The 12,609-nt window shown below is 67.8% G+C and carries 11 protein-coding genes; 1 reads left to right on the top strand and 10 read right to left on the bottom strand.

Features of this window, described 5'->3' with window-relative positions:
• Positions 1-60: 60 nt before the first annotated feature.
• The 8 genes from ACSBPQ_RS01725 to ACSBPQ_RS01690 form a co-directional block, all read right to left on the bottom strand.
• Positions 61-1,275, bottom strand: a complete 1,215-nt coding sequence (locus tag ACSBPQ_RS01725; RefSeq protein ID WP_442683373.1) for a D-alanyl-D-alanine carboxypeptidase family protein — start codon at positions 1,273-1,275, stop codon at positions 61-63.
• A 114-nt stretch (positions 1,276-1,389) separates the two neighbouring features.
• Positions 1,390-2,634 (bottom strand): septal ring lytic transglycosylase RlpA family protein, encoded by a 1,245-nt coding sequence (locus ACSBPQ_RS01720; protein ID WP_442683372.1) that lies wholly within the window; start codon positions 2,632-2,634, stop codon positions 1,390-1,392.
• Positions 2,631-3,767: a lytic murein transglycosylase B gene (gene mltB / locus ACSBPQ_RS01715; protein WP_442683371.1), complete on the bottom strand. Its 1,137-nt coding sequence runs from the start codon at positions 3,765-3,767 to the stop codon at positions 2,631-2,633. Before mltB ends, ACSBPQ_RS01720 begins: the two co-directional genes overlap by 4 nt.
• A 503-nt stretch (positions 3,768-4,270) precedes the next feature.
• Entirely contained in the window at positions 4,271-5,383 is a 1,113-nt protein-coding gene (gene rodA, locus ACSBPQ_RS01710) for a rod shape-determining protein RodA (protein ID WP_442683370.1), read from the bottom strand.
• Positions 5,380-7,461, bottom strand: a complete 2,082-nt coding sequence (gene mrdA, locus ACSBPQ_RS01705; RefSeq protein WP_442683369.1) for a penicillin-binding protein 2 — start codon at positions 7,459-7,461, stop codon at positions 5,380-5,382. The genes rodA and mrdA overlap by 4 nt, the downstream gene beginning before the upstream one ends.
• A gap of 2 nt (positions 7,462-7,463) precedes the next feature.
• Positions 7,464-7,949, bottom strand: coding sequence for a rod shape-determining protein MreD (gene mreD, locus ACSBPQ_RS01700; protein ID WP_442683368.1), 486 nt, complete (start codon positions 7,947-7,949; stop codon positions 7,464-7,466).
• The gene (gene mreC / locus ACSBPQ_RS01695; protein ID WP_442683367.1) at positions 7,946-8,944 is read right to left on the bottom strand and encodes a rod shape-determining protein MreC; all 999 of its coding nucleotides are present in this window, start codon (positions 8,942-8,944) and stop codon (positions 7,946-7,948) included. Before mreC ends, mreD begins: the two co-directional genes overlap by 4 nt.
• Positions 8,945-9,123: 179 nt before the next feature.
• A complete protein-coding gene (locus ACSBPQ_RS01690; RefSeq protein WP_442683366.1) occupies positions 9,124-10,170 on the bottom strand; it encodes a rod shape-determining protein in 1,047 nt (348 codons plus the stop codon).
• Between the two features lie 274 nt (positions 10,171-10,444).
• On the opposite strand from ACSBPQ_RS01690, the gene ACSBPQ_RS01685 reads away from it, so the two are divergent.
• Complete coding sequence (locus ACSBPQ_RS01685) at positions 10,445-11,377, top strand: carbohydrate kinase family protein (RefSeq protein ID WP_442683365.1); 933 nt, start codon at positions 10,445-10,447, stop codon at positions 11,375-11,377.
• A gap of 107 nt (positions 11,378-11,484) precedes the next feature.
• Here ACSBPQ_RS01685 and ACSBPQ_RS01680 read toward each other — a convergent pair whose 3' ends face one another.
• Together ACSBPQ_RS01680 and ACSBPQ_RS01675 are read right to left on the bottom strand one after the other, a co-directional pair.
• Positions 11,485-11,718, bottom strand: coding sequence for a hypothetical protein (locus tag ACSBPQ_RS01680; protein ID WP_442683364.1), 234 nt, complete (start codon positions 11,716-11,718; stop codon positions 11,485-11,487).
• Between the two features lie 37 nt (positions 11,719-11,755).
• The gene (locus ACSBPQ_RS01675) at positions 11,756-12,493 is read right to left on the bottom strand and encodes a hypothetical protein (RefSeq protein ID WP_442683363.1); all 738 of its coding nucleotides are present in this window, start codon (positions 12,491-12,493) and stop codon (positions 11,756-11,758) included.
• Positions 12,494-12,609 lie beyond the last annotated feature (116 nt).

Here is a 12,609-nt window from a genome sequence, read left to right as displayed (position 1 = left end):
AAGCGGAAAAAGAAAAAGCCGGCGCGAGCGCCGGCTTTTGCGTACATCTGCAGCGTGTCCTTATTCGGACTTCCACCACATCATGAAGGCGTCCCACAGGCGCTTGAAGAAGCCACCCTCTTCCACCGCCTGCACCGCCACCAGCGGTGCTTCGGCCACCACCTTGCCATCCAGCGCCACCTTGACCGTGCCGATCTGCTGGCCGGCGGCGATCGGTGCCACCAGCTGCCTGGGCACATCCATGCTCGGCTTCAGTTCGCTGTAACGGCCACGCGGCACGCTGACCAGAAGCGGCTGCGCCACGCCCAGCTGCACCTCGTCGGCCTTGCCCTTCCACACATGCTGGGTGGTCACTGCCGTCCCCGGCTCGTACAGACGATGGGTTTCGAAGAAACGGAACCCCCAGTTCAGCAGCGCCAGGCTGTCGTTGGCACGCTGCCGCTCCGAGGCGCCGCCCATCAGCACCGCGATCAGGCGCTGGTCACCGCGCTGGGCCGAGCTCATCAGGCAATAACCGGCCGCGGCGGTGTGCCCGGTCTTGATGCCGTCCACGCTGGCATCGCGCCACAGCAGCTGGTTGCGGTTGGGCTGGGTGATGTTGCCTACGGTGAATTCCTTGATCTTGTTGTAGGCGTAGGTTTCCGGGTAATCGCGGACGAAGGCGCGGCCCAGCAGCGCCAGGTCATAGGCGCTGGACTGGTGGCCTTCGGCGGTCAGGCCGTGGGCGTTGACGAAGTGCGAGTCCTTCATGCCGATCTTGGCGGCGTAGCTGTTCATCAGCGCGGCGAAGGCTTCCTGGCTGCCGGCGGCATGTTCGGCCAGGGCGATGGCGGCATCGTTGCCGGACTGGATCGCCATGCCCTTTTCCATGTCCTCCAGACGCGCGGTCTGGTTGACCGGGAAGCCGCTGTAGCTGCCGTCGGTGCCGGCGCCGCCCTCGCGCCAGGCGCGCTCGCTCATCATCACCTGGTCGTCGGGGCCGATCTTGCCGTTCTTGGCCTCGGCGGCCAGTACATAGGACGTCATCACCTTGGTGATGCTGGCCGGCGGCAGCGGGGTGTGGATGTTCTCGCCCGCCAGCACCTGGCCGGTGGCGTAGTCCATCAGCACCCAGGCGGTGGCGGTCGAGGGAACCGGCGCCGGCGGTGTCGCTACCTGGCTTGGGGCGGCCGCGGCAGCCGGTGCCGGAGCCGGCATCGGAGAGGGGGTCTGGGCGGAAGCCATGCCCACGGCAAGCGTGGTGGCCAGTGCGACGGCGGCAAAACGGAATTTCATTGGAAAACGGTTCCTGGTGGACGAGGAAAATGCGGAGATCATTGTAGGGCGCTGGCACGGTGACCGCGGCACCTGTGTATGGCCGGGGTCAAGGGCCCGAATCAATGGCCCGGTTCAATCGCGCACCAGTTGCGGCTTGCCGAAGCCCAGCCCGGCGATGCGCCCGGCCAATTCGGCGGCGCTGTCATGGTCGCTGGCCGGCACCCGCAGCCGCCACAGCGTCCGACCACCGCTGACGATATCGCTCAGGCTGGCGCCGGCGATCCCGGCCGAGGACAGCTGGCCCAGCGCGCGGGCGGCATTGTCACGGCTGGAAAAACTGGCGACCTGCAGCAGGATGCTGCCCAGCGCACGCGCAGCAGGATCCGGCGTGGCCGCCACCGTTCTGCTGGCGGCAACGGGCGCGGCAGGCGCGGTGGACGGCGGCAACGGCTGTACGCTGACCGCGGCCGGCGCCGCAGTGGCGGCACTGACGGTGGCTGGACGGCCAGTCGCCACGCGCACGTCGCTGCCGCCGGTTGCGCTATCGATACGTCCGGCGCTGGTGGCGACCGGCTGCGCCGGCGGCAACTTCTCCACCAGCTGGTCCATGCTGCTGGCGGCCGGTCCGCGGGCCGGAGTGGCGGCCGGCACGCTCGCAGCGGCACGCTCGCGACGGGCACGGCGGCTGTCGCCGGCCGTCTCGCTGCCGGGCGTCAGCGCGCGTACTTCCACCCGGCCGGTGCCGCGCTGGGTGATGCCCAGCCGGACCGCGGCGGCGTAGCTCAGATCGATCACCCGGCCCTCGTGGAACGGGCCTCGGTCATTGACGCGCACGGTGATCGACTCACCGTTGTCCAGGTTGGTCACCCGCGCGAAGCTCGGCAACGGCAGGGTCTTGTGCGCGGCGGTGAAGGCGTACATGTCGTACACCTCGCGGTTGGAGGTCAGCCGGCCATGGAATTTCTGCCCGTAGTACGAGGCCAGCCCCTGCTCCACATAGTTGTCGGTTCGCTCCAGCACCCGGTACGACTTGCCCAGCACCGAATACGGCGACTTGTTGCCCACCGTCGAGCGCGGCTCATCGGTGACCAGCGGCTCGGGAATGCAGTCCACGTTGGGGACGTAGTCCGGCGTGCTGTCCTTCACTCCCGGCTTGTACAACCCGCCGGCGGTGTAGTTGCCGCGCGTGGACAGGTCTTCCTGCGCTTTGGCGTAAGGCGAGCCCTCCGGACAGCGGGGGCGGGCAGCGGCACTTCCGCCACCTGCGACCGCCGTGCCGGCACTCGCGCCGGCGCTGGACGCGGTCTTTTTCGGCGCACTGCTGCAGGCGGCCAGCCCGAGCACGATCAACGCGGGAACCAGCCACCTGCTGTTCATGCCGGCGGGAGCTCCTTGCCGGCGATGGCCTGCGACAGCTGGAACACCGCCATCGCGTACATCTTGGAGATGTTGTAGCGGGTGATCGCGTAGTAGTTCTGGAAGCCCAGCCAGTACTGCTTGCCTTCACTGCCTTCCAGCGTGATCGGGGTGGCGGTGGCATTGGCCGCCTGCACCGCGGTCAGCGGCTGGTAGCCACGCGCCGCCAGCTCGGCCAGCGTATGGCTCGGTGCCCAGTCGACCGGATTGAATTCCTCGCGACCGGCTTCCAGCGTGGCCGGCACCGCCACCGTGCCACCGCGTACCCAGCCGCCCTTCTTGACGAAGTAGTTGGCAATGGAGGCGAACACGTCATCGCGGTTGTTGAACAGGTCACGGCGGCCATCGCCGTCACCATCGACGGCGTAATCCAGATAGCTGGACGGCATGAACTGGCCCATGCCCATCGCCCCGGCATAGCTGCCCTTGAGCGCGGTGATGTCGAGCTTCTCCAGTGCCCCCAGCTCGAACAGCTTGGCCAGCTCGTCGCGGAAGAACAGCTCGCGGCGTACCTCGCGCTCCAGCTTGGCCGGATCGCCACTGCGCGGATACTTGAACGCCAGCGTGTACAGCGCATCGAGCACGCGATGGTTGCCCGCGTTCCTGCCATAGCTGGTTTCCACGCCGATGATCGCCACGATCACCTCGGCCGGCACGCCGGTGCGTTCCTGCACCCGCTGCAACTGCTCGCGGTGCTGGGCCAGGAACGCGCGGCCGCCATCGATGCGGGCCTGGCTGATGAACATCGGCCGGTACTCGTTCCACGGTTTGACCCGCTCGGCCGGACGCGCCATCGCCGTGATGATCGATTCCTTGATCTGCGCCTGCGCCAGGGTGGCTTCAATGGTCGCCGCCGGGATTCCGTAACGGGCGGCGGTGTCGCGCACGAAATTGGCACGCGCGGTCTCGAACGGCACCGGGGTCAGGTCCACCGGCGGCAGGTCGGCCTTGGCCTCGGGCACCGCCTCGGCGGGTGCGGCCTGCGGATCGAGCGGCGCCGCCCCGGCAGCGGCGGGGGGTACAGGCGCTTGCGGTGGAGTCGCGCAGGCAACCAGGCCAAGGGTGAGACAGCAAACCAGGGCGTGTTTGATCATCGGGCGACATTAACAGGTCAAAGATGAATTTCCATCAATAAGACCATGAATCTCAACAGGATTGAAGCGCGAAACGGGCGTCGGATCAGGGCCCGGAAGCAGCAGCGGCGTTGTCGTTCAGATGAATACGCAAAGCCGGAACCGTACCTGGAAAAAAATACCGGCCGCATCCCCATCCCACAGATGCGACCGGTATTCGACCCGGGCCGCGTGTAGCGGCGGTGCGTCTCCCCACGCTCCGCCAACGCTCCCGGCTTGTCGGACTGCCCGCAGGACAGCCCGACCATCGTGGCGCTGCCGCAGCCAACGATGGCCGGCATTGTGAAACATTTGTGAAGCGGCGGTGTTGATCAGGATCATTGTTCGCGCATGCCGCACCTGCCATCAGGAGAAACCGGGCCGCCATGTCCCCTAGGACGCCGGGACTACACGGCCCCGAAACCCGCGGACTTCACCGCCCTGCCAACCCCGGCGGCGGCTGGCGCACAGACCCGTCCCGCCGCTCAGGCGTAGCCGCCATGCACCGGGTTGTAGCTGCGCACCGACATCACCAGCCCGAAGCCGGCCAGCAGCGATACCGCCGAGGTGCCGCCATAGCTGATCAGCGGCATCGGCACGCCCACCACCGGCAGCAGGCCGGAAATCATCCCGCCATTGACCAGCACATAGACGAACAGCGACAGTCCCATGGCGCCGGCAAGCAGGCGCGAATAGCCGTCACGCGATTGCACCGCGATCCACAGGCAGCGGCCGATCACGAACAGATACAGCGCCAGCACCACCGCCACGCCGATCCAGCCCAGCTCCTCGCTGAGCACCGAGAACGCGAAATCTGTGGTCTGCTCGGGGATGAAATTCAGGTGCGACTGCGACCCCTGTCCCCAGCCCTTGCCGGTCAGCCCGCCGGAGCCAATCGCGATCTTGGACTGGATGATGTTCCAGCCGGCACCCAGCGCATCGCTCTCCGGGTCCAGGAACATCAGGATGCGGTCCTTCTGGTAGGGCATCAGCAGCCAGAACCACGCCACCGGCGCCGCCACCGCCACGCCACCCACCCCGACTCCGACCCACCACCACGGCAGTCCGGCCAACAGCAGTACGAACACGCCGCTGGCGGCGATCAGCACGCCGGTACCGAAGTCCGGCTGCAGCATCACCAGGCCGGTGGGCACGGCGATGATCAGTCCCGCCACCAGCACCACCGGAACCCGCGGCGGCAGCGGCATCCGGTTCAGATACCAGGCCACCATCATCGGCAGGCTGACCTTGAGCAGTTCGGCCGGCTGCAGGTAGAAGAAGCCCAGATCCAGCCACTGCCGACCGTATTTGCCGGTGCCCAGCACGAACACCGCCAGCAGCGGCACCATCGAAAACGCATAGACCGCCGGCGTCCAGGCACGGATGCGCAGGATCGGTACCCGCGCGATCGCCCACATCGCTGCCAGCCCGGCCACGAAACGCGCTCCCTGCGCGATCACCAGCCCCTGGCCGCCGGCGCTGTCCAGTACCGCCAGGCCGATGCCCATCAAGGCCAGCAATGCCGCCAGCAGCGGCCAGTCCAGCCCGCGGGTGAGGCGCTGGCCCATCTCCAGCATCCAGCGCAGAAAGTCCCTCATGGCCGAACCTCCCCGGATGCGGGTGGACGTGGCCCGGTCGCCGGCAGCGACGCATCGGCCGGCGGCATCCCGGGTGGAGGCGCTGGCGGAACGGCGGGCGCACCCACCATAACCGGCCTGTCCTCCAGCAGCAGCGCGGCCTGCTCACCGCGCGCGCGCAGCGTCACGTCGGCGGCATCGAAGCCGGTCACGCCGATGGCCACGGTGCCACGCTCTGCATCCAGCGGCTGCAGGCCATCGGGCAGTTCGCCGAGCAACCAGGCATCGAACACCTTGCGTGCGATCGGCGCCGCCGCCGAGCCGCCATAGCCGCCCCCCTCCACCGCGATGGCGATGGCGATGACCGGGTCTTCGGCCGGGGCGAAGCCGATGAACAGCGCGCGATGGCGCAGGTGCATCGGCAGACTGCGCGGGTTGACCGCCGCCGTGCCCTTGCGGCTGATCACCTGCGCGGTACCGGTCTTGCCGGCCATCCGGTATTTCGCACCGGCGGCCACCCGCCAGCCACTGCCGCCGGGCTGCATGGTCGCCATCATGCCCTCGCGCACCGCCTGCACATTGGCCGGGTTGGGACTGATCGGCGTGGCCGCCGGCTGCCGCATCGGCACCCAGTCGCCATCGAAGCCGGAACGCTGTTCCGTCACCAGGTGCGGGGTGCGCAGCTGCCCGCTGGCCAGCCCGCCCACGCCGCGCGCCAGCTGCAGCGGCGTCACTTTCCACAAGCCCTGGCCGATGCTGGCATTGACCATGTCGCCGGGATACCAGCGCTCCCTGTTCAATTTCAGCTTGGCCGCCGGCGACGGCAGGATGCCGGCGATCTCGCCGGCCAGATCGATGCCGGTGGGCTGGCCGAAGCCGTAGCGCTCGCCCATGTACTGGTCATAGCGCTCGATGCCCATGTCGACGCCGAGCTGGTAGTAGTAGGTGTTGACCGACTGCGAGATCGACTTGCGCAGGTCGGTCCAGCCATGCCCGCCACGGTTGGCATCGCCCCAACCGCGGCTGACGCCGGGCAGGTAGAACATGCCGCGCGAGAGCACCCTGTCTTCCGGACGGCGCAGGCCGCTGTCCAGCCCGGCCAGGCCGAGGAACGGCTTCACCGTCGAACCCGGCGCCACGCCGCCCAGCACCAGCCGGTTGAACTGCGGCCGCGACGGGTTCTCGTTGAGCCGCTTGAAATCGGCATGGGAAATGCCATTGACGAACAGGTTCGGGTCGTAGGCCGGCAGGCTGACCATCGCCAGCACCTCGCCGGTGCGCGGATCGATCGCCACCGCCGAGCCTTCCTGTTCGCCGAACGCGGCCACCATCGCCCGCTGCAGGTCGGCATCGATGGACAGCCGCAGATCGGTGCCGGACTGCGCCGGCACCCGGCCGAGCGTGCGGATCGCGCGCCCCTGCACATTGGTCTCGACCTTCTCGTAACCAATCCTGCCGCGCAGCTGCGCCTCGTAGAACCGCTCCAGTCCGGACTTGCCGATGTGGGTCAGCGCCGCGTTGCCCTCGCCCAGCTCCTCCAGGTCCTTGTCATCGACCCGGCCGACGTAGCCGATGATGTGGCCGAACAGCTCGCCGTAGGGATAGCGGCGGGTCAGGTAGGGCTCCAGCTCCACGCCCGGATAACGCCAGCGGTCCACCGCGAAGCGCGCCATTTCCTCGTCACTGACCCGCAGTTTCAGCGTCACCGGCAGGAAGCCGCGGCGCGCCTTGCGCGACTGGTTGAAGCGCTCGATGTCCTCTTCATCCAGCGCGAAAATCTCCTGCAGCCCTTCCAGCGTGGCCGCCATGTCCTTGACCTTGTCCGGGGTCACGTCCAGCCGGAACGCGGGCACGTTCTCGGCCAGCAGGCGGCCGTTGCGGTCGTAGATCAGCCCGCGCCCGGGCACTACCGGCCGCGCCTTGATGCGGTTGGCTTCCGAACGGGTGGCGTAGATGTCGTGGTCGAGCACCTGCAGCTTGAAGTACCAGCCCCCCAGCAACCCCAGCGCCAGCAACACCACAACGAAGCCCAGTGCCGCGCGGCGCCGGAACTGCTCGGCCTCGGCATGCGGGTTCTTGTTCTGGCGACGGCTGATCATGCTCAGCGCCTGCGCTTGCCCAGCCGCAGCGCATCCAGCAGCAGGTACAGCGGCACCCACAGCGCCATGCCCAGCAGCGGCGCCCACCAGTAGCTCCACGGCAGCAGCCGCTCACCGGCCAGCAGATGGATGGCGGCGTCGATCACCCGGTCATTGAACAGCAGCCCGCCCATCGCCAGCGCCTGCTGCGACAGCGGGAAAAAGCGGATGCGGGCCCGGAAGCGCTGCAGGATGAAGGCCATCACCACCAGCCGCAGTGCCTGGTCGCCGAGGATGCCGCCGAACATCAGGTCGGCCAGCAGGCCGATGCAGAAGGCAAAGCCCAGCCCGACCCGGTCGGGGGTCTCGATCACCCAGTACGCCAGCACCAGCGCCAGCCAGTACGGGCGCAATGGCAGCAGCAGCTCCGGCAACGGCAGCAGCCCGAACAGCAGTGCCAGGGTGAAACTGGCCGGCAGCACCCAGCCGCGGTTGCGCAGGCGGCTCATCGGCCAGCCTCCGCCGGGGTGGGTACCGCCGTATCAGCCGGGGCCGGTGCAGTGGCGGGCGGGGTCGGCATCGTTTCCGCCGGTGCTGGCGCTGCACCGCCGGCTCCAGCAGTGGGCGCGGCCGGCTCCAGCCCGCTGGTCACCGGCTGGCGCGCGACCGTTTCCACCGAGCGCAGCAGCAGCACATCGCGGCCACGGTCCAGCTTGGCCGCCGGCTCCAGCTCGCCGACCAGGAAGGCATGGGTGTCATCCGGGCGCAGTTTCAGGATCTTGCCGACCGGAAAGCCGGACGGGAAACGCCCGCCCAGTCCGGAGGTGACCACCTCATCGCCCACTTCCACCCCGGCGCTGAGCGGGATGTCGCGCAACTCCAGACGGTCGCCACGCCCGTAGACGATCAGGCGCACGCCGTTGCGCGCCACCGTCACCGGCACCGCGTGGTCCGGGTCGGTCAGCAGCAGCACGGTCGAATGCAGCGGCGTCACTTCGATCACCTGGCCCATCAGCCCGCCGGCGTCGATCACCGCCTGGCCGACATGCACCTCGTCACGGCTGCCGGCGGCCAGCACCAGCCGCTGCCGCACCGGGTCCAGGTCGATATCCAGGATCGGCGCCAGCTGCACGTCCAGCCCGTTGCGCTCGGCCACGTTGAGCAGTTCACGCAGTTGCGCGTTGTCCAGCGCGGCGGTCTGCAGGCGGGTCAGGCGGGCGTTGGCCAGCAGCAGCTGGTTGCGCAGCTCGCGGTTCTCGGCCACCAGCTGGCCGTGGCTGGCGGCGTTGTCCTTGACCGAGGAACCCAGCCGCCCCGGCAGCCCGGCCAGCGCCCACACCGGCTGCACCAGCACCCCCGCCTGGCTGCGCAGGCGCGACAGCCAGGCGCCGCGATCGTCGAGCACGATCAGGGTGATCGCCAGCGCAAGGTAGGCCAGCAGGCGCAACGCGCTGCTGCTGTCACCCTGGCGGGAGGCTACGGGAGGACCGGCGTAAGGGGGCACGACGCAGCTGCTGGAAACGGGGAATGGAGAATGGGAAACAGCCGCCCGCATGCCATTCCGGTCATGCGGCGCGCAGCGGGAGCCGGAGGGAAAGCGCGACCGTCACCCGCGAGGCGCGGGGACTGCCGGGGAAGCCGATGCACTTTCATGCCTAGTTTCCGGCTCCGTGTCTGCCGTCCTTATTCCGGCGCAAAGAACTCGTTGCCGTGCATGTCCACCAGCTCCAGCGCACGACCGCCACCGCGGGCCACGCAGGTCAGCGGATCGTCGGCCACCTGCACGTGCAGGCCGGTTTCCTCCGACAGCAGCTTGTCCAGGTCACGCAGCAGCGCGCCGCCACCGGTCAGCACAATGCCGCGCTCGGCCACGTCCGCGCCCAGTTCCGGCGGGGTCTGCTCCAGCGCCAGCTTGACCGCCGAGACGATGCCCGACAGCGGCTCGTGCAGGGCTTCGAGCACTTCGTTGGAGTTGATCTTGATCATCTTCGGCACACCCTCGGCGAGGTTGCGACCGGTGATCTCCATCTCGATCACTTCCGCCTGCGGATAGGCGCAGCCCAGCTCGACCTTGATCCGCTCGGCGGTCACCTCGCCGATCAGCATGCCGTGGTTGCGGCGCACGTAGTTGGTGATGGACTCGTCGAAGCGGTCGCCACCGATGCGCACCGAAGACGAGTAGACGATGCCGTTGAGCGAGATCACCGCCACTTCGGTGGTGCCACCGCCGATGTCGATGACCATCGAGCCGCGCGCCTCGGTGACCGGCATGCCGGCACCGATCGCCGCAGCCATCGGCTCCTCGATCAGGAACACGTCACGCGCACCGGCCTCCTCGGCCGACTCCTTGATCGCGCGGCGCTCGACCTGGGTGGAGCCGGCCGGCACGCACACCAGCACCCGCGGGCTGGGACGCAGCACGCGCGACTTGTGCACTTTCTTGATGAAATGCTTGAGCATCTCTTCGGTGTAGGTGAAGTCGGCGATGACGCCGTCCTTCATCGGGCGGATGGTGGTGATATGGCCCGGGGTACGGCCAAGCATCTGCTTGGCCTCGGCACCGACCGCCGCCACCGAACGGGTGCCGCCGATGGCGCGATCCTGGCGCACGGCCACGACCGACGGCTCGTTCAACACGATCCCCTGCCCGCGCACATAGATGAGGGTGTTGGCCGTGCCCAGGTCGATGGACAGGTCATTGGAGAACATGCCACGCAGCTTCTTGAACATCTGGGAAGTGATCCTGAGGGGTGTCGTGCCCACGCCAAATGGCGAAAAAATGGGCAGAAAACAAGGTCTGCTAGCCTATCAACCCGCCCCGGTGCGGGCAAGGAGAATCCTTTGTGAACCGGGGCTTCCGGCCCTCCAGGCACGCCAGCGGACAGCTCCGGTTCTGGTCGTGCGCGATCACAGCCGGTAACCTTACGCACTTTGGCGCGCCGTCCGCGCCAGCCCGCCTGCGCCCGCAGCGTGGTGCCCCTCTCCCCGTATAGGCCTGTTCGCGATGTCCGCTCTGATCTGTGGTTCCCTTGCTTTCGACACCATCATGGTGTTCCCGGACCAGTTCAAGAACCACATCCTGCCGGACAAGGTGCACATCCTGAATGTGTCGTTCCTGGTGCCGGCCATGCGCCGCGAATTCGGCGGCTGCGCCGGCAATATCGCCTACAACCTGCAGCTGCTGGGCGGCAAGCCGGTGCCGATGGCCACCGTCGGCCAGGACTTCGGCCCGTACCGCGCGCATTTCCAGGAATGCGGCATCGACATGTCGCAGCTGAAGGTGATCGATGACATGTTCACCCCGCAGGCGTTCATCACCACCGACCACGACAACAACCAGATCACCGCCTTCCACCCGGGCGCGATGGCCAAGTCCTACGAGAACCATGTGCGCGACGTGCCGGGCGTGACCATCGGCATCGTCTCCCCGGATGGCCGCGAGGGCATGATCCAGAACGCCGCCGAGTTCCGCGAATGCGGCATTCCCTTCATCTTCGATCCGGGCCAGGCCATGCCGCTGTTCAACGGCCCGGAACTGCGCGATTTCATCGAACAGGCCGACTTCGTGGTGGTCAACGACTACGAGTCCAACCTGCTGCAGCAGCGCACCGGCTGGGACGAGAAGGAAATCGTTTCCCGGGTCAAGGCCTACATCACCACCAAGGGCCCGAAGGGCGCGATCATCCACACCCCGGAAAAGAGCTACACCATTCCGCCGGCACACGAGCGCCGCGTGGTCGATCCGACCGGTTGCGGCGACGCCTTCCGCGCCGGCCTGATCTTCGGCATCGAGAAGGGCTACGACTGGCTGACCATCGGCCGCATGGGCAACCTGATGGGCGCGCTGAAGGTCGAACACCCGGGCACCCAGAACCAGCGCTTCGATTTCGCCGAATTCAACGAGCAGTTCAAGCAGCAGTTCGGCTACGCACTCTGATCCAATTGGCGGGATGAAGGCAGAACGGCACCCCGAGGGTGCCGTTTCCGTTTGCAGGCGGAATCAAGACGGCCCGCCAGACGGTGCCGGCCCACACCACGCAGCCCCTACCCGCGGTAGTCCGCCGCCTCGCGCTGCAGCCAAGCCGGCAGATCGGCCCGACGGATACCGGTACCTTTGGCGCGCTGCAGGCACTGCAGCATGTAGTCGCGCTTGCCCGGGTCATCCCCGGCAAAAGACAGCGCCAGATCGCGGTCCATCCAGCGCCGGAACAGCAGGTACAGAACCACATGCAGGGCGATGGCCAGCAGGCTGACCACCACCACGATTGCAACATCCATCACGCCCTCCCCGTTCAATGCGTGCGCACGGCCCGGCTCAGTCCCAGCCGGCCGGCATCTGGCTGCCATCCAGCCCGCCGACTTCGAATACCGCCGTCGGCTGGCTGCCGTTTTTCACCGGGAACTGGATCTGGATGACCTTGGCCTTGCGCGCCAGCCGCCACAGGCCGCGGTTGTCGGTGATGAACATGGCGATGGCCTCGTCGGTATCCGGACGGTGTGCGGCCATCCGTCGCGGCGGCTGGTCATCCACCGTCACCGTGACCTGGCAGCTGCCGTAGCAGGCCTTGGCGAAATCGCTGGCCTGCAGCACCAGATAGGCATGCCGCTTCCATTGCGGATGGTCGCGGAACACCAGCTGCACCGGCTTGGGGCCGCTGCCGCCCACGTCCACCCGCTCCTTGCTGTAGAGCATCGCCGAACGCTGCGCACCGCCCTTCACCGCCACCTGGTTGTAGCTCCACAGCGCCTGCATGCGCCGCAGCTCGCGCGCGGCCTCGGCTTTTTCGCGTATGCCGGCAAGTTCCGGTTCGATGCGCGCGGCCACCTCCGACTGCGGATACTGGTCCAGCAACGCGACGCCGTGGACCCGCGCCTTTTCCCACTCCGCCGCGGCCACGGCGCTGTCGTACTGCTTGGCGATGGCCTCGGCGGCCAGCTCCTGGCGCGCATGCTCCTGCGCGGCGGCGGCAGCCTGCTTCTGGCGCTCGGCTTCCGGATCGCTGCAACCGGCCAGCGCGATGGCGCACAGCGCGCCGAGGATCAACGGTTTCATCAAGGCAACTCCATGGAAACGGGCGCAGCCATGCCGCGCAACGGCGTCCACTTTAAACATCCATGAAGGCGATTGCCCACATCACACCGTGCCATCCGCAGCGGTAACCCACGCAT

The sequence above is a fragment of the Stenotrophomonas sp. JC08 genome (assembly GCF_052180205.1).
GTDB lineage: Bacteria > Pseudomonadota > Gammaproteobacteria > Xanthomonadales > Xanthomonadaceae > Stenotrophomonas.
Note: the sequence above shows the minus strand (reverse complement) of the source record. Positions and strands in the feature narration are given on the sequence as shown.

Excerpts from the sequence above, each read along its gene's own strand:
- ACSBPQ_RS01725 (WP_442683373.1), bottom strand. The coding sequence starts at position 1,275 with ATGAAATTCCGTTTTGCCGCCGTCGCACTGGCCACCACGCTTGCCGTG.
- ACSBPQ_RS01720 (WP_442683372.1), bottom strand. The coding sequence starts at position 2,634 with ATGAACAGCAGGTGGCTGGTTCCCGCGTTGATCGTGCTCGGGCTGGCC.
- mltB (WP_442683371.1), bottom strand. The coding sequence starts at position 3,767 with ATGATCAAACACGCCCTGGTTTGCTGTCTCACCCTTGGCCTGGTTGCC.
- rodA (WP_442683370.1), bottom strand. The coding sequence starts at position 5,383 with ATGAGGGACTTTCTGCGCTGGATGCTGGAGATGGGCCAGCGCCTCACC.
- mrdA (WP_442683369.1), bottom strand. The coding sequence starts at position 7,461 with ATGATCAGCCGTCGCCAGAACAAGAACCCGCATGCCGAGGCCGAGCAG.
- mreD (WP_442683368.1), bottom strand. The coding sequence starts at position 7,949 with ATGAGCCGCCTGCGCAACCGCGGCTGGGTGCTGCCGGCCAGTTTCACC.
- ACSBPQ_RS01690 (WP_442683366.1), bottom strand. The coding sequence starts at position 10,170 with ATGTTCAAGAAGCTGCGTGGCATGTTCTCCAATGACCTGTCCATCGAC.
- ACSBPQ_RS01685 (WP_442683365.1), top strand. The coding sequence starts at position 10,445 with ATGTCCGCTCTGATCTGTGGTTCCCTTGCTTTCGACACCATCATGGTG.
- ACSBPQ_RS01680 (WP_442683364.1), bottom strand. The coding sequence starts at position 11,718 with ATGGATGTTGCAATCGTGGTGGTGGTCAGCCTGCTGGCCATCGCCCTG.
- ACSBPQ_RS01675 (WP_442683363.1), bottom strand. The coding sequence starts at position 12,493 with ATGAAACCGTTGATCCTCGGCGCGCTGTGCGCCATCGCGCTGGCCGGT.